The organism is Sphingomonas sp. JUb134 (assembly GCF_004341505.2).
In the GTDB taxonomy this organism is placed as follows: domain Bacteria; phylum Pseudomonadota; class Alphaproteobacteria; order Sphingomonadales; family Sphingomonadaceae; genus Sphingomonas.
In genome coordinates this window covers 1437769-1459933 of sequence record NZ_SLYP02000001.1, presented here as the reverse complement: position 1 = coordinate 1459933, position 22165 = coordinate 1437769, and the positions used below count along the sequence as shown (strand labels likewise).

General features: G+C 69.5%; 22 protein-coding genes. 7 read left to right on the top strand and 15 right to left on the bottom strand.

What is annotated here, in order from left to right; genetic code table 11:
- Window positions 1–101: 101 nt before the first annotated feature.
- The 3 genes from EDF69_RS06905 to EDF69_RS06895 are packed head-to-tail and all read right to left on the bottom strand — an operon-like array spanning window position 102 to window position 2834.
- Window positions 102–1121: a glycosyltransferase family 2 protein gene (locus EDF69_RS06905; protein ID WP_132883203.1), complete on the bottom strand. Its 1020-nt coding sequence runs from the start codon at window positions 1119–1121 to the stop codon at window positions 102–104.
- Window positions 1122–1173: 52 nt separating this feature from the next.
- On the bottom strand, window positions 1174–2058 hold the full coding sequence (locus EDF69_RS06900) for an NAD(P)H-hydrate dehydratase (protein WP_132883202.1): 885 nt from the start codon (window positions 2056–2058) through the stop codon (window positions 1174–1176).
- Window positions 2055–2834, bottom strand: coding sequence for a histidine phosphatase family protein (locus EDF69_RS06895; protein WP_132883201.1), 780 nt, complete (start codon window positions 2832–2834; stop codon window positions 2055–2057). The genes EDF69_RS06900 and EDF69_RS06895 overlap by 4 nt, the downstream gene beginning before the upstream one ends.
- A 236-nt stretch (window positions 2835–3070) precedes the next feature.
- On the opposite strand from EDF69_RS06895, the gene acnA reads away from it, so the two are divergent.
- Window positions 3071–5743, top strand: a complete 2673-nt coding sequence (acnA, locus tag EDF69_RS06890) for an aconitate hydratase AcnA (protein ID WP_125962007.1) — start codon at window positions 3071–3073, stop codon at window positions 5741–5743.
- Between the two features lie 501 nt (window positions 5744–6244).
- The gene (locus EDF69_RS06885; protein ID WP_132883200.1) at window positions 6245–6670 is read left to right on the top strand and encodes a GNAT family N-acetyltransferase; all 426 of its coding nucleotides are present in this window, start codon (window positions 6245–6247) and stop codon (window positions 6668–6670) included.
- 127 nt (window positions 6671–6797) lie between these two features.
- Here the strand turns inward: EDF69_RS06885 and mtnP are convergent, their stop codons facing one another.
- Genes mtnP through xseA form a run of 5 tightly spaced genes read right to left on the bottom strand, consistent with a single transcriptional unit; the run spans window position 6798 to window position 10787 of the window.
- Window positions 6798–7667, bottom strand: coding sequence for an S-methyl-5'-thioadenosine phosphorylase (mtnP, locus tag EDF69_RS06880; protein ID WP_132883199.1), 870 nt, complete (start codon window positions 7665–7667; stop codon window positions 6798–6800).
- A 16-nt stretch (window positions 7668–7683) separates the two neighbouring features.
- The gene (locus EDF69_RS06875; RefSeq protein WP_132883198.1) at window positions 7684–8217 is read right to left on the bottom strand and encodes a superoxide dismutase family protein; all 534 of its coding nucleotides are present in this window, start codon (window positions 8215–8217) and stop codon (window positions 7684–7686) included.
- Between the two features lie 56 nt (window positions 8218–8273).
- Window positions 8274–9152, bottom strand: a complete 879-nt coding sequence (locus EDF69_RS06870) for a M23 family metallopeptidase (RefSeq protein ID WP_132883283.1) — start codon at window positions 9150–9152, stop codon at window positions 8274–8276.
- 35 nt (window positions 9153–9187) lie between these two features.
- Window positions 9188–9388 carry a DUF2093 domain-containing protein gene (locus EDF69_RS06865; RefSeq protein ID WP_125962004.1) on the bottom strand — a complete coding sequence of 67 codons (201 nt, stop codon included), beginning with the start codon at window positions 9386–9388 and terminating at the stop codon, window positions 9188–9190.
- A gap of 19 nt (window positions 9389–9407) precedes the next feature.
- Window positions 9408–10787, bottom strand: a complete 1380-nt coding sequence (gene xseA / locus EDF69_RS06860) for an exodeoxyribonuclease VII large subunit (RefSeq protein WP_132883197.1) — start codon at window positions 10785–10787, stop codon at window positions 9408–9410.
- On the opposite strand from xseA, the gene purD reads away from it, so the two are divergent.
- Window positions 10786–12048, top strand: a complete 1263-nt coding sequence (purD, locus tag EDF69_RS06855) for a phosphoribosylamine--glycine ligase (protein ID WP_132883196.1) — start codon at window positions 10786–10788, stop codon at window positions 12046–12048. The two genes, xseA and purD, sit on opposite strands and share 2 nt — an antisense overlap.
- Window positions 12049–12128: 80 nt before the next feature.
- On the top strand, window positions 12129–12836 hold the full coding sequence (locus EDF69_RS06850) for a helix-hairpin-helix domain-containing protein (RefSeq protein ID WP_132883195.1): 708 nt from the start codon (window positions 12129–12131) through the stop codon (window positions 12834–12836).
- A 20-nt stretch (window positions 12837–12856) separates the two neighbouring features.
- On the opposite strand, the gene EDF69_RS06845 is transcribed toward EDF69_RS06850, so the two are convergent.
- Window positions 12857–14164 carry a hemolysin family protein gene (locus tag EDF69_RS06845; protein ID WP_132883194.1) on the bottom strand — a complete coding sequence of 436 codons (1308 nt, stop codon included), beginning with the start codon at window positions 14162–14164 and terminating at the stop codon, window positions 12857–12859.
- Between the two features lie 157 nt (window positions 14165–14321).
- Here EDF69_RS06845 and EDF69_RS06840 point away from each other — a divergent pair, with 157 nt between their 5' ends.
- Window positions 14322–14999 carry an OmpA family protein gene (locus EDF69_RS06840; protein ID WP_125962028.1) on the top strand — a complete coding sequence of 226 codons (678 nt, stop codon included), beginning with the start codon at window positions 14322–14324 and terminating at the stop codon, window positions 14997–14999.
- A 150-nt stretch (window positions 15000–15149) separates the two neighbouring features.
- Here EDF69_RS06840 and EDF69_RS06835 read toward each other — a convergent pair whose 3' ends face one another.
- Both EDF69_RS06835 and EDF69_RS06830 read right to left on the bottom strand, forming a co-directional pair.
- Complete coding sequence (locus EDF69_RS06835; RefSeq protein WP_132883282.1) at window positions 15150–15578, bottom strand: nucleoside deaminase; 429 nt, start codon at window positions 15576–15578, stop codon at window positions 15150–15152.
- A 98-nt stretch (window positions 15579–15676) separates the two neighbouring features.
- Window positions 15677–15895 (bottom strand): hypothetical protein, encoded by a 219-nt coding sequence (locus tag EDF69_RS06830; RefSeq protein WP_125962000.1) that lies wholly within the window; start codon window positions 15893–15895, stop codon window positions 15677–15679.
- A 183-nt stretch (window positions 15896–16078) separates the two neighbouring features.
- On the opposite strand from EDF69_RS06830, the gene rpmB reads away from it, so the two are divergent.
- Window positions 16079–16381: a 50S ribosomal protein L28 gene (rpmB, locus tag EDF69_RS06825; protein ID WP_132883193.1), complete on the top strand. Its 303-nt coding sequence runs from the start codon at window positions 16079–16081 to the stop codon at window positions 16379–16381.
- 44 nt (window positions 16382–16425) lie between these two features.
- Here rpmB and EDF69_RS06820 read toward each other — a convergent pair whose 3' ends face one another.
- Window positions 16426–17424 (bottom strand): esterase-like activity of phytase family protein, encoded by a 999-nt coding sequence (locus tag EDF69_RS06820; protein ID WP_132883192.1) that lies wholly within the window; start codon window positions 17422–17424, stop codon window positions 16426–16428.
- Between the two features lie 164 nt (window positions 17425–17588).
- Between EDF69_RS06820 and EDF69_RS06815 the strand changes: the two genes are divergently transcribed.
- The gene (locus EDF69_RS06815; protein WP_132883191.1) at window positions 17589–17981 is read left to right on the top strand and encodes a glycine zipper 2TM domain-containing protein; all 393 of its coding nucleotides are present in this window, start codon (window positions 17589–17591) and stop codon (window positions 17979–17981) included.
- Between the two features lie 104 nt (window positions 17982–18085).
- Here the strand turns inward: EDF69_RS06815 and phbB are convergent, their stop codons facing one another.
- The 3 genes from phbB to EDF69_RS06800 are packed head-to-tail and all read right to left on the bottom strand — an operon-like array spanning window position 18086 to window position 22133.
- Complete coding sequence (gene phbB, locus EDF69_RS06810) at window positions 18086–18808, bottom strand: acetoacetyl-CoA reductase (RefSeq protein WP_132883190.1); 723 nt, start codon at window positions 18806–18808, stop codon at window positions 18086–18088.
- A gap of 59 nt (window positions 18809–18867) precedes the next feature.
- Complete coding sequence (hemH, locus tag EDF69_RS06805) at window positions 18868–19875, bottom strand: ferrochelatase (RefSeq protein WP_132883189.1); 1008 nt, start codon at window positions 19873–19875, stop codon at window positions 18868–18870.
- A complete protein-coding gene (locus EDF69_RS06800; protein WP_132883188.1) occupies window positions 19872–22133 on the bottom strand; it encodes a xanthine dehydrogenase family protein molybdopterin-binding subunit in 2262 nt (753 codons plus the stop codon). Before EDF69_RS06800 ends, hemH begins: the two co-directional genes overlap by 4 nt.
- Window positions 22134–22165 lie beyond the last annotated feature (32 nt).

Sequence of the window (22165 nt, the reverse complement as noted above, 5' to 3'; positions counted from 1 at the left end):
GAAGCCCCGTATCGCAGCACCGGTGGCAGTCCTTCGATACGCCATTTCGACTTCGCTCAATGGCTACTCAGGACGAACGGGTATACTCCGCGTCCTCACGCCTACTCCGCCGCGCCGGGTCCGCGGGGCGCGTAGATGACTTCGCCCGGCTCGCCGGCGCGATAGCCGAGCGAGGCGCGGCCCTGCACCGGGCCTGCCACGTCGGCGACGAGGTACAGCGGCCGGCGCTTCGATTCGACGTAGAGCCGGCCGAGATATTCGCCGATCATGCCGAGCACGAACATCTGCACCGCGCCCAGGAACACCACCACCAGCATGGTGGAGGTCCAGCCCTGGACCGCATTCCCCATCGCCCAGCCGACGGCGATGTAGAGCATCAGCAGCACCGACGCGCCGGTGAGCACCAGCCCCATGTGGCTGGCGAGCCGCAGCGGCGCGGTGGAAAAGCCCGTCATCGCGTCGAACGCGAAGCGCATCATCTTGGCTAGCGGATATTTGGTTTCGCCAGCGTGGCGCTCGGCACGATCGTAGAGGAACGGCACCTGGCGGAAGCCGACCCAGGCGACCATGCCGCGGATGAAGCGCGCCTGTTCGGGAAGCGACAGGAAGGCGTCGAGCGCACGCCGGCTCATCAGGCGGAAGTCGCCGGTGTCGAGCGGGATCGGCGTGTCGGTGACGCGATCGAGCACGCGGTAGAAGATGGCCGCCGTCAGCTTCTTGAACAGCGACTCGCCCTCGCGCTTCCGGCGCACGGCGTAGACCACGTCGGCGCCCTCGCGCACCATCGTCTCGCGCATGTCGGACAGCAGTTCGGGCGGATCCTGAAGATCGGCGTCGAGGATCAGGATCTGCTCGCCCGCGCACAGGTCGAGCCCGGCGGTGAGCGCCAGCTGGTGACCATGGTTGCGCGAAAGATTGATGGCGACGACGCACGGATCCGCAGCGGCAATGCGCTGCATGACAGGCCAGCTGCCGTCGCGCGAGCCGTCGTTGACCAGCACGATCTCGTGGCTGGCCCCCACCGCGGTATGGGCCGCGGCGGAGACGCGCGCGTGGAGCGCGTTCAGACACGCTTCTTCATTGTAGCAGGGGATCACGATCGAGAGCGCAGGCCGGTTCATGGGCCGGCGCGATACTCCAACTCTGCGCCGAACGGAATTGCCTGTGCGACGGTCAGCGCGGCAACAGTCGCGGAAGCTGGGGCAGCAGTTCACGACCGAGGAAGCCCATCGGCCCGTTTGCCATCGCCAGCGCCGCCCCCGCCTCGCCGTGCAGCCACACGCCCCAGCCGGCGGCGACCAGCGGATCGGCCCCGCGCGCGATCAGCCCCGCGATGGCGCCCGCGAGCACGTCGCCCGAGCCGCCCGTGGCAAGCCCGACCCCGCCACCCGCATAGCGCAACAGCGTCCGCCCATCGGGTGCCGCGACCAGCGTGCTGCTGTCCTTGAGCAGGACCACGGCCTGGAAGCGCTCTGCCGTTCGCAGGGTCACGCCCTCGCGATCCCTGGCGATCTCTTCGGGCTCGCAGTCGCACAGCGCCGCCATCTCGCCGAGGTGCGGCGTGAGAACCAGCCTGCCCCCGAAGGCCGAGGCCAGCCGCTCGGCGAGCGGCCCGGCACAGGCGACGGCGGCCGCGTCCAGCACCAGTGCCGCATCCTCCGGAGGATCGTCCGCGAGTTGCTCCACCAGCCGGATCGCTGCCGTGCGATCCGAAATGGCCGGCCCCACCACGATGGTGTCGCAGCGCCGCGACTCTTGCGCCAGCGCGCCCGCCTCGCCCGCGATCTCGCCGTCCGCGTCCTCCTGGAGCGCGGTCACTCCGGCTTCGGGCATTGCAACCCCGAGCAAGGGCGCTGCCGAAGCGATCGTCGCGAGCATCAGCTTGCCGGCGCCGACTCGGAGCGCCGCCTCACCGGTCAGGAGCAGCCCGCCCGGCACGCGCCGGGAACCGCCGACAGCCAGCACCCGTCCCCGGCTGTTCTTGTCGGTGCCTTCGCCATGGATGGGCAGCGGATTCTTGGCGAGCCAGGCGCTGTCGATTGCCGTCGGTCCGCTCATCCGCGCACTCCGGCGCTGCGGTCCGGCTCGGCGGTGACCGCGACCGCGCTTTCCTCCACCGGCGCCGTCTCGTTGTAGCGGACGAGCGCCAGGCCGCCGTAGCGGCCCTTGTCCGGATCATAGCGATATTCGGTGACGGAGCAGTTCGCCACGTCTCCCTCCCGGTCGATGCCCAGGATCTCCGCCTCGCTCATCCGCTCGATGACGTAGCGCAGGCAGAGCACCACGACCTGATGCGCGACGATCATCACCCGGCGGCCGCCATAGTGCAGCCCCACCGTGTCCATCAGCGAGCGCAGGCGGAAGATGACGTCGCACCAGCTCTCGCCACCCGGCGGCCGATGGTAGAATTTCCCGAGCAGCCGGCGGAACTCCGCCTGTTCGGGCTGGAGCGTGACGATGCCGCTGGTGGTCAGGCCATCGAGGATACCGAACTCCTTTTCGCGGAGTCGCTCGTCCGGGCAGATCGGCTCTTCGGGAATGGCGGTGCCGCCCTGCTCGCGGAACAGCCGCGCCGTCTCCATCGCCCGGGCATAGGGGGAGGCGAGCAGCACCTCCGGCCGGCCGTGCGCCTCGCCCCGCGCAAACCAGCGGCCGAGCGCGCGCGCCTGCTCCTCGCCGCGGGGGGAGAGCGGCACGTCCACGTCGCGGGTGCCCACGGCGATCCGCGGGGCGCCCGCCGCGTGGGCCGCGTCGCGCGCCACATTGCCCGCGCTTTCCCCGTGCCGCACGATCCAGAGGCGTTCGGGCCAGGCGGGGGAATGGACGGTCGGCATGGACGGTGGCTCCTGCGGCATCTTCGCAGGAAGGAAGCGGCGAACCCCGGAGGGAGTTCCAGAACTCCCTCTTTTTGCGACCCTTTCGCAGGTAAGAACCCGCACTTCCCACAGCCGCACCCCCTTGCTACAGCCCGCCGCGAATCTCGCATTCGCTTTTGATGGCGGCGCGCCCGAGCGGGACCCCCTCCCGCCCCTCCGTCCGCGCCGCGCAGACTGGAAGGACAAGTCCACCTATGACCGCCATCGGCCAGGACACGCTCGGCACCCGTGACACGCTCACGGTCGGCAGCAAGAGCTACAGCTACTACAGCCTCGCCAAGGCCTCGGCGAAGCTCGGCGACATCAGCCGCCTGCCCTTCTCGATGAAGGTGCTGCTGGAGAACATGCTCCGCTTCGAGGACGGCACCACCGTCACCCCGGCCGATGCGCAGGCGATCGTCGACTGGCAGAAGGACGCGCGCTCCGACCGCGAGATCCAGTACCGCCCGGCGCGCGTGCTGATGCAGGACTTCACCGGCGTCCCTTGCGTGGTCGACCTCGCCGCGATGCGCGACGCGATCACCAAGCTCGGCGGCGATCCGGCCAAGATCAACCCGCAGGTTCCCGTCCACCTCGTCATCGACCACTCGGTCATGGTCGACGAGTTCGGCACGCCCAAGGCGTTCGAGCAGAACGTCGAGCTCGAGTACCAGCGCAACATGGAGCGCTATGAGTTCCTGAAGTGGGGCTCCAAGGCGCTCAACAACTTCCAGGTCGTTCCGCCGGGCACCGGCATCTGCCACCAGGTGAACCTGGAATATATCGCGCAGTCGGTCTGGTCGTCGCAGGCAACCGACGGCAGCGCCATCGCCTATCCCGACACGCTGGTGGGCACCGACAGCCACACCACGATGGTGAATGGTCTCGGCGTGCTCGGCTGGGGCGTGGGCGGCATCGAGGCGGAAGCCGCCATGCTCGGCCAGCCGGTGTCGATGCTGATCCCGGAAGTCGTCGGCTTCAAGCTGACCGGCGCGCTCAAGGAAGGCATCACCGCGACCGATCTGGTGCTGACCGTCACCCAGATGCTGCGCGCCAAGGGCGTCGTCGGCCGCTTCGTCGAGTTCTACGGCCCGGGCCTGTCGTCGATGACGCTCGCCGACCGCGCGACCATCGCCAACATGGCGCCGGAATATGGTGCGACCTGCGGCTTCTTCCCGATCGACGAGAAGACGATCGACTATATGCGCCTGACCGCGCGCCCGGAGGAAGTGATCGCGCTGACCGAGGCCTATGCCAAGGCCAACGGCTTCTGGCACGAAGCCGGTCGCGAAGACCCGATCTTCACCGACACGCTTGAGCTCGACATGGGCAGCGTCGTCCCCAGCCTCGCCGGCCCGAAGCGTCCGCAGGACCGCGTCAGCCTGAACAAGGTGGACGAGGTGTTCAACGGCGACCTCACCAAGCTCTACAAGAAGGAGCAGCCGGAGCGCGTCGCGGTCGAGGGCAAGGACCACGACATCGGCGACGGTGACGTCGTGATCGCGGCCATCACCAGCTGCACCAACACCTCCAACCCGTCGGTGCTGGTTGCCGCCGGCCTGGTCGCTCGCAAGGCGCGTGCGCTGGGCCTGAAGCCGAAGCCCTGGGTCAAGACCTCGCTCGCGCCGGGTTCGCAGGTGGTTACCGACTACCTCAACAAGGCTGGCCTGACCGAGGACCTGGACGCCATCGGCTTCAACCTCGTCGGCTATGGCTGCACCACCTGCATCGGCAACTCGGGCCCGCTCGCGGCGCCGATCAGCCAGGCGATCAACGGCAACGACATCGTCGCCGCGTCGGTCCTGTCGGGCAACCGCAACTTCGAAGGCCGCGTGTCGGCCGACGTGCGCGCCAACTTCCTCGCCTCGCCGCCGCTCGTCGTCGCCTATGCGCTGAAGGGCACCGTCACCCAGGATCTGATCGAAACCCCGATCGGCCAGGGCTCGGACGGCCAGGACGTGTTCCTCAAGGATATCTGGCCGACGAACCAGGAAGTCGCCGACCTGATGGCGGCCAACATCGACGACGAGATGTTCCGCTCGCGCTACGGCAACGTCTATGCCGGTGACGAGCATTGGAGCGCGATCTCGGTCGAGGGTTCGGACACCTACAGCTGGCCGACCAGCTCGACCTACATCCACAACCCGCCCTATTTCGAAGGCATGTCGATGACGCCGGCGCCGGTCGCCGACATCATCGAGGCGAAGCCGCTGGCGATCCTGGGCGACTCGATCACGACCGACCACATCTCCCCGGCCGGCTCGATCAAGGCCGACAGCCCGGCGGGCAGCTTCCTCCAGGAGCACCAGGTCGCGCGCAAAGACTTCAACAGCTACGGCGCGCGCCGCGGCAACGACGAAGTCATGGTCCGCGGCACCTTCGCCAACATCCGCATCAAGAACGAGATGGTGCCGGGCGTCGAGGGCGGCATGACCCAGTATGAGGGCGAGGTGATGCCGATCTATGACGCAGCGATGCGTCACAAGGCGGACGGCACCCCGCTGGTGGTCGTGGCCGGCAAGGAATATGGCACCGGATCGTCGCGTGACTGGGCGGCCAAGGGCACCAACCTCCTGGGCGTGCGCGCGGTGATCGCCGAGAGCTTCGAGCGCATCCACCGTTCGAACCTGGTCGGCATGGGCGTGCTGCCGCTGCAGTTCGCCGAAGGCGTCAGCCGCCAGTCGCTGGGGCTGAAGGGCGACGAGACCTTCACCATCCAGAACGTCGCGGGCCTGCGCCCGCGCCAGGACGTGGAGGTCACGCTGGTCCGTGCCGACGGCACCACCGAGACGTTCCAGGCCCGCTGCCGGATCGATACCGTCAACGAGCTCGAGTATTTCCTGAACGGCGGCATCCTGCACTACGTGCTGCGCAAGCTCGCCGCCTAAGCAGCCGCCGGACGAGCAAGAGGGGCGTGGGAAGGAAGCTTCCCGCGCCCCTTTTTTTTGCTCCTTTGCCCGCGGAATGAGCAGCTTGCAGGGCGGCTGCCTAATTCCCCTGCAGAGGTGCGGAATTTACGCGCACGCCGATGTTGCAAGAACTGCAACTGCACCAATAAACCTTCGCAATTGCGCAAAGCCGTGCTGCGGCGCACAAAGGACGTGCCTTTCAGGCATCCTCTCCTAAACCTTTCAAGGCCGGCCCTCGGGTCGGCCCTTTTTTTTGTCCGCCGTTCTGCTATGCGCATGGCACTGCAGCCGCCGAACGATAATAATCACTGGGAGCGGAGCCGCCGGTAAACCGGCATGACGGCGGGTGCAGCGTGGGGGATCGAGCTGCCACCAGCGCCTGCTCTCCCCCACGAGCATCCTCTTTTTTGGTTCGATGGCCGGCCGGACCGCCTGCCGCCAAGCCGGGACACTGCTGCCCGGACGCGCTACAAGCGCACCATGACGTTCCGCCTTCACATCCCCGAACAGCCGAGCCCCGAAGATCGCGAGGCGGTGCTTGCGCCGCTGCGCGCCTACAACGAGCAGATGGCAGGACCGGCGAAGGCCGAACCCGTGGCGATCCTGTTGCACGATGAAGAGGGCAACAGCGTGGGCGGCCTGTGGGGTCGCAGCGGCTATGACTGGCTGTTTGTCGAGTATCTGGCGGTCCCGGAGGCGTGGCGCGGCCAAGGGACCGGGAGCGCACTGATCGCCGAAGCGGAACGGATCGCCCGGGCGCGCGGCTGTTGCGGCCTGTGGCTGGACACCTTCGCCTTCCAGGCCCGCGGCTTCTACGAGAAGCTGGGGTTCCGCGTGTTCGGGACGCTGGAAGACCACCCGCGCGGCAGCCGGCGGTTCTTTCTCAGCAAGCGGCTGGACGGTTAGGCTTCTACGGCAGAAAGTCCTCGTACACCGGCGAAGGCCGAGGTCCAGTTGCGATGCGCTTCGGGCGTTTGCGCGCCCCTCTGGCACCTTCCCAACTGGGCCCCGGCCTTCGCCGGAGCACGTAGCATTACGTGCGGCGCAGCGCCCTGCCTGCCACCGCGTCCAGCCGCGCCACCAGCGCAGGATCCCGCATCGACGGCGCGGTCATCAAGGCCGAGTCGAGGCAGGTATCGATCGGAGACGCTGGTCGCTCCTCCGGCAGAGCCGTGACCAGATGCTGCACGAGCGCCCGCGCCTTCGATGCATTGGCGTCGAGCTGCGCGAGGATCTCGGCAGTGTCCACCGCCTCCCCTTCGCGCCAGCAGTCATAGTCCGTGACCATGCCGACCAGCGCGTAGGGCAGCTCCGCCTCGCGCGCGAGCTTGGCCTCGGGCATCGCCGTCATGCCGATCACCTCGCAACCCCAACTGCGGTAGAGTCGGCTCTCCGCACGGGTCGAGAACTGCGGACCTTCCATCGCCAGATAGGTGCCGGTCGGCGACACCGCGGCACCGGCCGCGCGGGCGGCGTCGGCGGCGAGCGCCGACAGGCGCGGGCACACCGGGTCTGCCATCGAGACATGCGCCACCAGACCCGGGCCGAAGAAGCTCGACGGCCGCCCGCGGGTGCGGTCGATGAACTGGTCGACCATGGTGAAGCTGCCGGGCGGCCGATCCTCCACGAGCGATCCCACCGAGGAGATCGCCAGCACGTCCGTCACGCCCAGGCGCTTCAGCGCATCGATGTTGGCGCGGGCGTTGAGGTCGGAGGGCGGGATGCGGTGCCCGCGGCCGTGGCGCGGCAGGAACACCACGCGGACATGCCCCATCCGCCCGACGTAGCAAGCGTCGGACGGCGAGCCCCACGGCGTTTCCACCGTCTCCCACCGTCCCTCTTCCACCCCTGCGACCGCGTAGAGGCCGGAACCGCCGATGATACCGAGCGTCCAACCGCTCACGCCGCCAAGCCCGTCGTCAGGCGGGGTTGAACACGCCGCAGGCGATTCGGCCGCCGCTGTTGCCCGAAGGATCGGTCATCAGGTCGTCCGCGCTCGCATGCACCATGAACGCCGAGCCATCGGCATCGAGCAGGCCGTCGAAGGTGCCGCCCGGCAGCGTGAATTCGATCGAGCCGGTGCCGTCGGTGCCGACCAGCAGGTTGGGCATGTCGCCCGCGTGCGGCCCGGCTGGGTTCTTCGTGCCGTGCTGCCGGGCGGTCGGGTTCCAGTGGCCGCCCGCCGTCGTGAAGTCCGGCGCATCGCAACGGCCGGTGGTGTGGACATGGGCGCCGTGCGGCCCCTGGGGCAGCCCGTTGACGCTGAGGGCGATGCGGACGCCACCCGGCACCTCCGTCGCCGTGGCGGTACCCGCCGGCGCATTGGCGGCGGTGCGCAGCATCGCGGTCGCGACGCGCGGGGCGGCAGGCGCTGCGCTGCTGTCGACGGGAGCGGTCTGCGTGCAGGCAGCCATCAGACCGGTCGCGGCGAGCAGGGCCAGGTGCGTCTTCATCGTCGTTCCCCTTGTTTGTTGCCAGTTCAATGGCCGATCGCAGTGGCAGTTCCGCGTCAGCCGGGCATCGGCCCCGCGATCAGCATCGGGTCGAGCCGACGCCCCTTCCAGACCATGCCCCAGTGGAGATGCGGGCCGGTCGCGCGGCCCGTGCTGCCGACCGCGCCGATCACCTCGCCCTGGCGGATGCGCTGCCCGGGCCGGACGTCGATCCGCGAGAGGTGAAGAAATGCGCTGCTGAGCCCCATGCCGTGGTCGAGCATCAGCAGATTGCCCTCCAGGGTAAAGGGCGAATCGGCCGCCAGGATCACCACGCCGTCTGCCGGCGCCGTCACCGGGGCGCCGGTGGGCTTGGCCACGTCGACCCCCGAATGGTAGCTGCCGGGCTCGCCCGCATAGATGCGCTGCGACCCGAACCGGCCAGAGATCCGGCCGGTCGCCGGCCACTGGAAGCGTTGCGACCAGCCTTGCGCACCGGTCTCCTGCTTGCGGGCGGCGGCGATCTGGGCGAGTTCGGGCGGGCGGCGACGCTGGAACTCGGCGCTCGGCTGGCTGACCTTGGGAAGCGTCGGCAACCGCTCGATCTGCCAGGCGCGCGGGGCGACGCTGAGCGTCTCGACCTGTTCGCGTCCGTCTGCGAAGCGCGCGACGAGCCGGGCGGTGGGCCCCGCGTCGCGATCGAAGGCGATCAGGAAGCGGCTGTCCGGTGCGAGTACGATCGGCTCGCCGTCGAACGTGAGCGACGTCACCCCTGCCGGCGCGGTGCCGACCAGCATGCCGCCCTGAATGCGCTGCCCCTCGTACCGGAACGGCGCAGGGGCCGCCGGCCGCGGCGCGGGCGCAGGCGCGACCGCCACGGCCGCGGGCGGCGCCTGAACCGGCTGGGCCCGGCCGGCCGCTTCCGGCACGACGGCGCAGCCGGGCAGCGCCGCCATCAGCCCCGCTGCGAGTGTCGCGCCTGCGCGCAGCCTCACGCCGGACGCATCGCCGCGGTTGCGGCCTCCGCAGTGGCATAGGCTTCTTGCCGCTCGGCGCTCCAGTAATGAAGCTCCTCGAGCGGGATCTTCTCACCGGTGCGGGCGCAGACGACGTGGTCTCCCGGCGACAGGACGCGGAACCCGCCCGAGAGATAGTGGAGGCGCGCCTGGCGCGAGCTGTTCGACATCAACATCCGGTAATCCATAGAGGCATCAGAGCAGGCTCGGCTGCTCGGGCTTGTCCGAAGAATAGGGCTTGCCCCCGGCGCGCTCAACCCGTGCGTCCACCACGCCATCGCGGAAGTGGAGCTTCAGGCCGCCCGCAGCACGGGCGGCGGCGGCGGAGTCGATGGTCTTGCCGGTGCCGCGCGCCTCGACGCGGACATAGCCGCGCTTGAGGAGGTTGTCCGGGTTCACGCTTTCCAGCAGCCGGCCGACAGAGGCGAGATGCTGGCGGCTGCGATCGAGCTGGCGGTCCAGCATCGCGGGCCGCAGCACCGCCGACTGGCGGTCGAGTGTGCGCCGCGCCTGGCCCAGCCGCCGCTCCAGCCCCAGGCCCAGCCGCTGCGCGAGATCGTCGACCCGCTGACGCTGCGGCCCGAGCAGCGCGTCGCGCCGCGGCAGCACGCGGACGAGCGCTGCCAGCCGCTCCTCCCCGCGCTGATGATAGCGGCGGACGCAACGCTCGGTGCGCATCGCGTGGCTCTGGACGGTGTGGCGCAGGTCGGCGAGCACCGGCACCGCAAGCTCCGCCGCCGCAGTCGGGGTCGGCGCGCGCAGGTCGGCGGCATTGTCGCACAGACTCGTGTCGGTCTCATGCCCCACCGCCGAGATCACCGGAATCGAGCAGTCCGCGACCGCGCGCACCACGGCTTCCTCGTTGAACGCCCACAAATCCTCGATCGAACCGCCACCGCGCGCGACGATCAGCAGGTCGGGACGCGGCACCGGGCCGCCGGGCTCGATCGCGTCGAAACCGCGTACCGCCGCTGCGACCTGCTGGGCGGCACCCTCCCCCTGCACCTGGACGGGCCAGACGATGACATGGCTGGGGCAGCGGTCCTCCAGCCGGTGGAGGATGTCGCGGATCACCGCACCCGTGGGCGAGGTGACGACGCCGATCACGCGCGGCAGGAAGGGCAGCGGCTTCTTGCGGGCGGCATCGAACAACCCCTCGGCGCCGAGCTTGGCCTTGAGCTTTTCGAGCAGCGCCATCAGCGCGCCCTCGCCCGCCAGCTCCATGCGATCGATCACGATCTGGTATTTGGAGCGACCAGGATAGGTGGTGAGCTTGCCGGTCGCGACGACCTCGATGCCGTCCTGCGCCTGAAACGGGAGCGCGGCGGCGGCACCGCGCCAGATCACGCCGTCGATGACCGCACTCTCGTCCTTCAGGCACAGATAGACGTGGCCGGAGGCGGCACGCTTGTAGCCCGAAATCTCGCCGCGCAGGCGGACATGGCCGAACTCGCCCTCGACCATGCGCTTCAGCCGGCCGGCAAGTTCGCTGACGCTGACGGGTGCGGCGTTGTCGCCGGGGATGGGCTCGGCTACGAGCCGCCCCGATGAAAAGCCGGAAAAAGGATCGGGCATGAACGTCCTGCTGGTGGGCTCGGGGGGGCGCGAACACGCGCTCGCATGGCGGCTCGCACAATCTCCGCTCCTCGATAGGCTCTATGCCGCGCCAGGCAACCCCGGCATTGCCGAGTATGCCGAATGCGTGCCGATCGCCGCCACCGATCAGGCGGCGCTGCTCGCCTTCTGCCGCGAGCACGACATACGCTTCGTGGTGGTTGGGCCCGAGCAGCCGCTGGTCGAAGGGCTTTCGGACCGGCTGCGCGAGGCCGGCATCGCCGTGTTCGGGCCATCTGCGGCGGCGGCACAGCTGGAAGGCTCCAAGGGTTTCACCAAGGACCTGTGCCAGCGCGCGAACATCCCGACCGCGGGCTATGTCCGGGTGACTTCGCTCGAAGCCGCTCGCAACGCGCTCGGCACCTTCGGGCTGCCGGTCGTCATCAAGGCGGATGGCCTGGCTGCCGGCAAGGGCGTGACCATCGCCAGCTCGCCGGAGGAGGCAGACGCGGCGCTGGTCGCGCTGTTCGATGGCCCCGGCGCGGAGGCGGTGATCGAGGAGTTCCTGACCGGTGAGGAAGCCAGCCTGTTCGTCCTGACGGACGGCACCAGCTACCTGCCTTTCGGATCGGCGCAGGACCACAAGCGCGTCGGCGACGGCGACGTGGGCCCGAACACCGGCGGCATGGGCGCCTATAGCCCCGCACGGGTGCTGACGCCGGAGCTGGAGCAGCTGGCGATCGACACGATCGTGCGCCCCACCATCGAGAAGCTGGCCGAGGAAGGCATGCCCTACAGCGGCGTCCTCTATGCCGGGCTGATGCTGACGCCGCTCGGCCCCAAGCTGATCGAGTACAACGCCCGCTTCGGCGATCCCGAGTGCCAGGTGCTGATGATGCGGCTGGAAAGCGACCTGCTGGAGATCATGCTGGCGACCGCCGAGGGCCGGCTGGCAGGGCACAAGGTGCGCTTTTCCGACGACCCCGCGCTCACCGTCGTCGTGGCGGCGCGCGGCTATCCGGGCACACCGGCGGCCGGCGGCACCATCACGGGCATCGACACGGCCGAGGCGCATGGCGCCCGCGTGTTCCAGGCCGGCACTCGCCGCGAGGGCGAGGCGCTGGTCGCGTCGGGCGGCCGCGTGCTGACGGTCACCGCGACCGGCCGCAGCGTCCGCGAGGCACAGGCCGCGGCCTACCGCGCCGTCGACCGCATCGCCTTTGCCGACGGCTTCTGCCGGCGCGACATCGGCTGGCGCGAAATCGCGCGCGAAGAAGGCTAAGCACCTCAACGCCTTGAGGATGGCGGCTGCGCCGCTATGTTCTGCCTCCGGCCGCGGTTTGGCCGGCCGGAGGCGTACACATGGAAGAAGCCGAACAATCCCGCCAGACCGTCGTAGGGGCGGCGGACCAGATGATGCCCATCACCGTCACCCATCTGGTGGTGATCGCGGTCTTTGCGGCGATCATCGTCATCGCGATCCTGTGGGGAATGCGGCTTCGCGCCAAGCGCCGCGCCGCCGAGCGCGAGCTGGAAGCGATCGGACACAGTCGCCGCGAGGAACCTGGGGCGGCGGTCGCCGATCCGGACGCACCGGGCGCGGCCATCGCAGCCGAGCGCCGAGCGCCGGTGGAGCCGACCGACCTCCCCGCCCCCGCGCCGCAGCCTGTGCAGGAACCGCAGCACGCCGCTCCCGCGACCGCGCCGGCACCCGCCGAGCCGATCGCGTCCGCGGCACCGCCGGCACCTGCCGAGCCCCCGGCCGCAGCTGCACCGAGCGCGCCGCCTGCCAGCCCCGCCCCGGCACCCGCACCCGTCCCTGCTAACGCAGCAAGCGACCTCACCACGCTGAAGGGCCTGGGCCCTAAGGTGGCCGCGCAGCTCGCCGAGATGGGGATCACGAGCATCGCCGACCTGGCTGCGCTCAGCCCGGCCGAGGCCGACCGGATCGATGCGTCGCTCGGCACCTTCCAGGGCCGGATGGCGCGCGACCGCTGGGTCGAGCAGGCGCGCCTGCTCGCAGCAGGCGACCGCGCCGGCTATGAAGCGAAGTTCGGGAAGCTCGGCTGAACTCTTGAAGCCGCCGCGGGTCAGGCCGCGGCGGACACCAGCAGCTTGTCGATCTTGCGCCCGTCCATGTCGACGATCTCGAACCGCCAGCCCTGCTCGAGGAAGTGCTCGCCCTCCTCGGGCAGGTGCTTGAGGATCGCAAGGGCGAGACCCGCGACCGTCGCATAGTCACGATCCTCGGGCAGCTCGATCCCCAGCCGCTCGGCCAGCGCGTCGGCCGAGAGCTGGCCGGAAACCAGCAGGGTGCCATCCTCCCGCGCGATGACGTTAGGCGTGTCGCCCGGCTCGGCGTCGGATGCGAACTCGCCGGCGATCGCCTTGAGCAGGTCGGCAGGCGTCACCAGCCCTTCGAAATGGCCGTATTCGTCGTGGACCAGGCCCATCGGCACATCGGCACCGCGCAGCGCCGTGAGCGCGTCCATTGCATCGACCTGATCGGGCAGCACCGGGGCGACATGCATCAGGCGGCGCAGGTCCAGCGCCTCGCCGCGCATGGTCGCCGCAACGATATCGCGCGCCTGCACCACGCCCACGACCTTGTCGATCGAGCCTTCGGCGACGGGCAAGCGGGTGTGCGGCGTATCGGCAAGGGCGGCGCGCAGCTTCTCCGGCTCCAGGTCCAGGTCGAGCCAATCGACGTCGGTTCGCGGCGTCATGATCTCCCGCACCGGCCGGTCCGCCAGCCGCACCACGCCGGAGATGATCGAGCGCTCATGCTCCTCGATCACGCCGGACTTGGTCGCCTCGGCCACCAGCAGTTGCAGTTCCTCGGCGGTGACGCGGTTCTCCGTCTCGCGATCGAGGCGCAGCAGCCGGAAGACGAGGCCGGTCGTCGTGTCGAGCAGCCAGACCAGCGGCGCGGTCAGCTTCGACAGGTAATGCATCGGCAACGCAACGATGGCGGCGATCGGCTCGGGCGAGCGAAGCGCGAACTGCTTGGGCACCAGTTCGCCGATCACCAGCGAGGCATAGGTGGTGAGCCCGATCACGATCGCGAAGCCCGCCGTCTCGCCGGTCTCCGGCGCGAGGCCGAGCCAAGCGCTCAGCCGCTCGCCCACCGGACCACCGAGGCTCGCGCCCGAATAGGCACCCGCGACGATGCCGATCAGGGTGATGCCGATCTGCACGGTGGACAGGAACTTGCCCGGATCGCTCGCCAGCCGCATCGCGGTGGCCGCTCCCCTGCCGCCGGCGCGGGCCAGCGCCTCCAGCCGGGCGGGCCGTGCGGACACGATCGCGAGTTCGGACATGGCGAAGACGCCGTTCAGGAGGACCAGCGCGAGAATGATCGCGACGTCGATCCACGGAAATGGGGTGAACTGGGTCATTGTTCTGCCCCACGCTTAGCCGCAATGGTGCGGCCCCGACAACCGCATCCTCAGGCTTTTGGTCAGGCAGCGTTCAAATCGCGTGCGGAACAATCCTGTCCGGGTCGGTGTTCACCGAAACAAGATCAAATCACGAAATTGCAGACGGAGGAGCATGATGCGGAGTGTGTCGAAGCTGATGTTGGCAGGCGCGCTGGGCACGATGACGCTGACCAGCGCGTGCGTGACGGACCCGGAAACCGGCCAGCGCACGATTTCGAAGGCAGCGATCGGCGGCGTCGGCGGTGTGCTCGGCGGCTATCTGCTGGGCGACCTGGTGGGCGGACACAACGACCGCACCGAAAAGATCGTCGGCGCGGGCCTGGGCGGCATCGCAGGGGCTGCGATCGGCAACTACATGGACCGGCAGGAGCGCGAGCTGCGCCAGCGCACCGCCGGCACCGACGTGCAGGTGGTCCGTCAGGGCGACGACCTGCTGCTGAACATGCCGTCCGGCATCACCTTCGCCTATGACAGCGCCACCGTGCAGCCGCAGTTCCAGCCGACGCTGGACCAGGTCGCCGACGTGCTGTCGCAGTACAACCAGACCTATATCGACGTGTACGGCCACACCGATTCGAACGGGTCGGACGCGTACAACCAGACGCTGTCGGAGCGCCGCGCCTCGGCCGTGGCCGGCTATCTGACGACCCACGGCGTGCAGAGCGCGCGAATCGGCACCCGCGGCTTTGGCGAGACCCAGCCGATCGCCAGCAACGACACCGACGCCGGCCGCGCCGCGAATCGGCGCGTCGAGATCAAGATCGTGCCGATCAACCAGGACGAGGTCCGCTAAGGCGGGCCGGGTTCTGTCCCCAGCCAGCGCTCCTGCGGAGGCAGGAGCACGGTAATTGCGAAGCGCCCGTCGAGTTTCGGCGGGCGTTTTGCTGTGCCGGCCTTTGCCGACATCGCGGTGGGCGTGCAGATCCTGGGCTCAGCCGCGCTGCTACCGCCGGTCCGCAAAGAAATCGCGCAGCAGCGCCGCGCCTTCGCGCTCGCCGATGCCCGGATAGATTTCGGGCCGGTGGTGGCAGGTCGGTTGCGCGAAGAAGCGCGGACCATGCTCCACGGCCCCGCCTTTCGGATCGGATGCGGCGTAATAGACCCGGGCGATCCGGGCATGGGCGATCGCGCCGGCGCACATCGCGCAGGGCTCCAGCGTCACCCACAGGTCGCAATCCTCCAGCCGCTCGCGCCCGAGCGCGGCGGCGGCGGCGCGAATCACCCGCATCTCGGCGTGCGCGGTCGGGTCGCAGAGCGTGCGCGGCGCGTTGCCGGCGACCGCGAGCACGCGCCCGTTCTGGAGCAGCGCGGCGCCCACCGGCACCTCGCCCGCAACCGCAGCAGCGCGCGCCGCGTCGAGCGCCAGGCGCATGGGTTCGGGAAGCGGAAAGGCCATGGCCGCGTCATGGCCCGCCGGGAAGCCTTACGCCAGCGGCCAGGGTGCGAGACACCCCGGCCGTGGCGTGGCGGTTACTGCGCCGCCTGGGTGTTGTCGGCGCGCTGGATGTCGAGGGTCGGCACCTGCACGGTGCGGTTCTCGGTCCCGACGTCGACGCGGCCCACGTCCGCTTCGAACTTGGGCGCCTGGACGGCGGCGGGACGGACCATGTCGATGCTGACCAGGCCAAGCATCATCGCGCCGATCAGCAGCAGGACGACGAGGCCGAGGATGAAGAGGATCGCGCGCATGAAAGGATTCCCCGGTTGCCAAAAGGATTCGCTGCCGGAATAACGCGCGCAGGCGGCGGGCGGTTGCACGCTGCGCAACGTCAGTCCGCGGTGGCGCGGTTGACGCGGCGCGCCTCTGCCGTTACTAGCGCCGACTTTCCCGGGGCAGTTGCCCCGACCATTGCCGTAACCAGGAACCAACGCATGTCGCGCATTTGCGAGCTGACCGGCAAGGGCCGGCAGGTGGGTAACAACGTTTCCCACGCCAACAACAAGACCAAGCGTACCTTTCTGCCGAACCTGCAGAACGTGACGCTTCTTTCGGACGCGCTGGAGCGCGGCGTGAAGCTGCGCGTGTCGACGCACGGCCTGCGCTCGGTCGAGCATGTCGGCGGCCTGGACAACTGGCTGCTCAAGACCCGCGACACCGACCTGTCGCTGCGCGTTCGTCGCCTGAAGCGCGAGATCGCCAAGAAGGTCGCCACCACCACCGAGGCGGCGGCCTGATTTAGCTGCCTGTCCCCTTCGGGCGGACGGGCGGCCTGATCCTGCTACCTTCCGCCTGCGGGCGGAAGGTCCAGCCGGAACTTCAAGAGCAGCGACTGCTCGATCCACATCTGGTTGTCGTCGGACGCGAGCCACAGGATGGTCGCGTCTTTTTCATGCGTGACGGCCAGCGCCTCGTAATTGTCGTGAATCACGTCGTCCGCGAGCCGGGCGATCTCCCGCCCCTGCACCACCGCACCCGGCCGAATCGCCTCCGGTTCGATGACGGAGAGGATGGCGGTGAATCCTTTTCGCAGCGATGCCGCACGATGCAGCATGAGCAGCCGTCCGTCGGCGAGCTCCACCACGTCCGTGGGCGCATAGTCCTTGGGCGGCAGGTAGCGGAAGTGAAAGCCGCGGTCCGGGTGCACCGTCGGGTCGCCTGCGAATCGGATCGCGTCAAAGCCGATCTCCCGCCGCTTCCGGTTGCGGGCACCTTCGCTGAACACCAGAAACGCGCCGGATCGCAGGCGCACCATCGCTTCCGGCCCGCTGGCGTTGGGCCACTTGGCCATCGCCCTTGGGCGGACGTGTCGCTCCGCGGCGCGAAAATCGGCGGAGTAGCGCCAGATCGCGTTCGCGCGCTCGAAGCCTACCCACAGGCGTCCCGTCGCCGGATCCACCGCAAGCGATTCGCTGTCGCGGTCGCGCTTTTCCCAGCCGGTGCCGGGGCCGCCGGGGAGCGACAGGAACTCCGGCTCCGTGACCTGCCAGTCGGCGCCCATGCGGAAGCGAACGACCGACCCGAAATCGCTGAGGAGCGTGAACCGATCTCCCTCGACGCGAAGCGCGGAGAAGCCGCCGAAGGCGCGGTCGCGGCTGGTGAGCTGGACGCCGCCCAGATAGGTGAGCGCTCCCACCCGGCGATCCTGCGGGTCGCCCGCCCGCAGCGGCACTTGCCGCGCCGTCACGGTCGGGTGCTTGCCCAGGATCTGGCGGGGAATGGTGCCGGTCCAACTCGGCACGAGCGCCAGCGTCAGGAGCACCACGGAAGCGATACGCATGCATCGGCCTTAAGCGGCGATTCGGCATCGCGACAGCCGTTTCGCGCATGAACCTCCGATAACGAGCGCATTCAGGCTCGGCTCAAGGCGACTCGGCCAAAAGGGCTTCATCGACGACGGGCAATCCCGCCGCTGACGGAAAAGTTCGAGTTGGGAGACGACCGATGTTCAAGCAGCTTTCTCTCGCAGGCGCCGCCCTCGCCATGGGCTTCACCGCGCTGGTTCCCACCGCTCCGGCGGTCGCGCAGAGCCGCCACTATTACGGTGATCGCCACTATGATCGCGGCTACGACCGTGGCTACGACCGCCGCTATGACCGCGGGTACGATCGCCGCAGCTATCGCGGCAATGACCGCCGCTACTACAACAACCGCAACTATCGTCGCTGCGACAATGGCGACGGCGGCACGGTGATCGGCGCGGTCGCAGGCGGCCTGCTCGGCAACCAGGTTGCGGGTCGCGGAGACCGCCTGCTCGGCACGGTGCTGGGTGGTGCAGTCGGCGCGGTCGCCGGTCGTGCGATCGACCGTGCGGACAGCCCGCGTCGCTGCCGCTAACGGATTTCGCTCCCCTGTAGCGTATCGGGAGCCGGGGCCGGTCCAGCGATGGACCGGCCCTTTTTCGTTTTGGCCGTAAGGGCGGGAGGAAGCCCGCCCCCGGATCAGTACATGTGCTGGCCGCCGTTGATCGACAGGGTCGAGCCGGTGATGAAGCCGCCGTCCTCCGCGCAGAGGAAGGCGACCGCGCGCGCGATCTCATGCGCCTGGCCAAGGCGTCCGACGGGGATCTTGGCGACGATCTTTTCCAGCACGTCCGCCGGAACTGCCGCCACCATCTCGGTATCGATATAACCCGGCGCGATCGCGTTCACGGTCACGCCGAAGCGCGCGCCTTCCTGCGCCAGCGCCTTGGTGAAGCCGTGGATGCCCGACTTCGCCGCCGCATAGTTGACCTGGCCATACTGGCCGGCCTGGCCGTTGATCGAGCCGATGTTGACGATGCGTCCCCATTTGCGCTCGCGCATGCCGGGGAACACGGCCTTCGCCATGTTGAAGCAGCCCCCCAGGTTGGTGCGGATCACCTCGTCCCACATCTGGGCCGTCATCTTCAGGATGGTGCCGTCGCGGGTGATGCCGGCGTTGTTGATGACGACGTCGACCGGCCCCAGCGCCGCCTCGACCTCGGCGACGCCCTGCTGGCAGGCATCATAGTCGCTCACGTCCCAGCGGAACGCGGCGATGCCGGCACGCTCGGTGAACGCCTTCGCCTTTTCCTCATTGCCGGCATAGTTGGCGGCGACGGTCATGCCTGCTTCCTTGAGCGCCAGGCTGATCGCCTCGCCGATGCCGCGCGTGCCACCGGTTACAATCGCTACCCGTGCCATGACCTTGCTCTCCATCCGAGTTACGCGCGCCAAAACAGGCCGCTCGCTTCCCCATCAGGCTAGGCGGCGGGCAGCCAGCCTGCAAGCTCCGCTGCAAGGATGCTGCGCAGCATCCGCAATCCCACAGGCTCGGCGTTGAGGCATGGGAGATAGGCGAAATCGGTACCACCCGCCTCCTCGAACGTCTCGCGTCCGCGGATCGCCAGTTCCTCCAGCGTTTCCACGCAATCGGCCGAGAAGCCCGGAGCGACGATCGCCACCCGCCGCTTTCCGGCCCGGGCGAGCGCCGCCAGCGTGTCGTCGGTCGCCGGCCCCAGCCACTTGGCCCGGCCGAAGCGCGACTGGAACGCGACCGCCAGTTCAGTCCCCAGCGCTTCCGAGAGGAGCCGGCCAGTCTTCTGGCAGTGGCAGTGATAGGGATCGCCCAGTTCCAGCGTCCGCTGCGGCATGCCGTGGAAGCTGGCGACGATCGCGTCGGGGGTGAAGGAAAGCTTCGCCAGATCCTCCCGCACCGTCTGCGCCAGCGCGTCGATATAGGCGGGATGATCGTGATAGGGCGGCAGCGTCCGGATCGCCGGCTGCCAGCGCATCCCTGCGAGCGCGGCAAACGCCTTGTCGTTGGCCGTCGCCGTCGTTGCTGCGCAATATTGCGGGTAGAGGGGTGCCAGCAGGATGCGTTCGCATCCCGCGGCTTTCATCGCGCGCAGCCGTTCGCCGATCGCCGGATTGCCGTAGCGCATGCCCCATTCGACCAGCACCTCGGGGCCGAACGCGTCCTTCAGTCCCTCCGCCTGCGCGCGGGTGACGGCGGCGAGCGGCGAGCCTTGCTCCGTCCACACCTGGCTATAGGCATGGGCGGATTTCTTCGGCCGGGTGTTCAGGATGATGCCGCGCAGGATCGGCTGCCACGCGATCGCCGGCAGTTCCACCACCCGCCGGTCCGACAGGAACTCGCCCAGGTAGCGCTTGACCGCCCGCGGCTCGGGCGCATCGGGGGTGCCGAGATTGATCAGCAGGACGCCGATCCGGGGCTGGGGAATGGCGGGATGATCGGCGGGCGGCGTCATTCTTCCTCCGGTAGCAGCGGAAGGCGGCGGAGGCGAACGCCGGTTGCGGCCATCACCGCGTTGGCGATGGCGGGTGCGACCGGCGGCACCGCGAGCTCGCTCACCCCGCCCGGATCGGCGTCGCTACGGATCAGTTCCACCGACACCTCGGGCGTGTCGGCGAGCCGCGGCAGGTTCATCGCCCCGAAGCCGCGCACATCGGCGAGATTGTCGGTGAAGCCCGTGGTGGCGCCGAGCGCCGCGGCCATTCCGAACATCAGCCCGCCCTCGATCTGCTGGAGCACGAGGTCCGGGTTGATCTGCCGCCCGCAATCCACCGCCGCGACCAGGCGATCGACCTTCACCCGCTGGTCCGCGCCCATCCGCGCCTCCGCCATCACCGCGATGAAGGAGCCGCGCATCTGGTGGCAGGCGAGCCCCTGGCCGCTGCCCGGGATCCCGCCCTGCCATCCGCCGAGCGTCGCCACCGTCGACAAGCACCGCGCCAGCCGCGGGTTGCCGCCGAGCATCGCGATGCGGAAGGAATGCGCCTCGATGCCCGCCACATGGGCGAGCTCGTCGATGAAGCACTCGTTGAAGAAGGCGGTGTAGCTGTGGGCGCCCGATCGCCAGTAGCCGACCGGCACGCCGATGTCGGCCGGGTGATGGTCCACTGCGAGCGCAGGGATCGCATAGGCGGGGACCGCGCCCTCCACCGCCAGCGTGTCACCGCCCTGCGGCAGCAGCATGGCCGCGCGCGCCGTCGTGTCGCCGGCGAGCAGGCGCTCCGAAAGCTCGTGGCCGACGGGAGGCGCCGCGATCTTGCACAGCCAGCCGGCGACCCCGCCCCCCTTTGCCAGCCGCGCCGTCATGCGGGCGGCGGCCGGCGGGCGGTAGCGATCGTGGAGGCAGGTCTCGCTGCGCGACCAGGTCAGTTGCACGGGCTTTTCCAGGCGCCGGGCCAAAAGCGCTGCCTGCTCGGCGACCTGATGCTCCAGGTTCGCGCCGAAGCTGCCGCCGGCGATCGTCGGGTGCAGCACGACGCGCTCCTCGCCGATGCCAAGCGTCCGCGCCGCCGCCGCGCGTGCGAGCGCCGGGGCCTGGGTGGGCATCCACAGCGTCAGCCGCCCGTCCCGCCACGCCGCGGTGGCGGTGGTCGGCTCGATCGCCGCATGCAGGGCCGCCCCCACGCGATAGTCGGCGGTGACGACCTGTGCGTCCTTGAAGGTCGCGGCGAGATCGCCGACGCGCGCCATGCGGGCACCCTCGCCATCGAGCGCGGCGTCGAGTGCGGCGTCGATCGATTCGCTGTCCACCAGCGGGCTGCGCGTCTCGAAGCGGGGGGCCAGCGCATCGAGCGCAGCATTGGCGGCCCACCAGGTCTCTCCTACGGCGGCGACCCAATTCGGGTTCTCCACCACCGCAGAGACGCCGCGCACGCGATCGGCGGCCGCACGGTCCACGCGCACGAGCCGGCTGTCGCCGATCGGCCCCTGGCGGATGGCTGCGAACACCATGCCGGGCAGACGGATGTCGCCCGCGAAATTGGCGCTGCCGTCGACCTTGGCGGGCGCGTCGAGGCGGGGCAGCGACTCCCCGGTCAGCCGCTTCTCCTCGCCCGTGCGCAGCGGCAGGTCGCCGCTTGGCAGCCGCTCGTCGGCCGCGTCCGCGGCAAGCGTGCCGAACCGCTCACGCTGCCCGCCGGCGATCACGAAACCGTCGAGTGTGGCGCAGCGGTGCCAGTCCACGTCCCAGCGGCGCGCCGCCGCCTTGCACAGCAGGATCCGGGCAGCAGCCCCGGCCTTGCGCAATTCCCCCTCGAACGCGCGGACCGAGGTGGACGCGGCGGTGAGCATCAGCGTCTGCGCCTCGGCGTGACGGCTGCGCACCCGCTCGGGCAGGTGGCCCAGCGCATCCTCGAACAGCACCGATGCCGCGAGCCGGTTGGCATAGAGCGGGTTGATCGGTGCCGGCTCGACCGCGACGGTGCGCCAGTCCGCGCCCAGTTCGTCGGCAACGATCTGCGGCAGGGCGGTGAACACCCCCTGCCCCAGCTCCGCCTGCGGCACCGCGACGATCACCTGGCCGTCCGCACCGATCTTGATCCACGGGCCGAAGATCGTCTCGCCCTCGGCCGCCGTCAGGTTGACGGCGTGGTCGCGTGGCCAAAGCGCCCAGCCGACCACCAGCCCCACCCCCGCCGCGCCGCCGACCAGCAGCCTGCGCCGGGTCAATCCCGTTGCCGAAGGGGCCGCGCGCGACACTGCATCCAAAGCCATGGCCGCCGCTCTATCGCCCGGCGAAAGCCGGC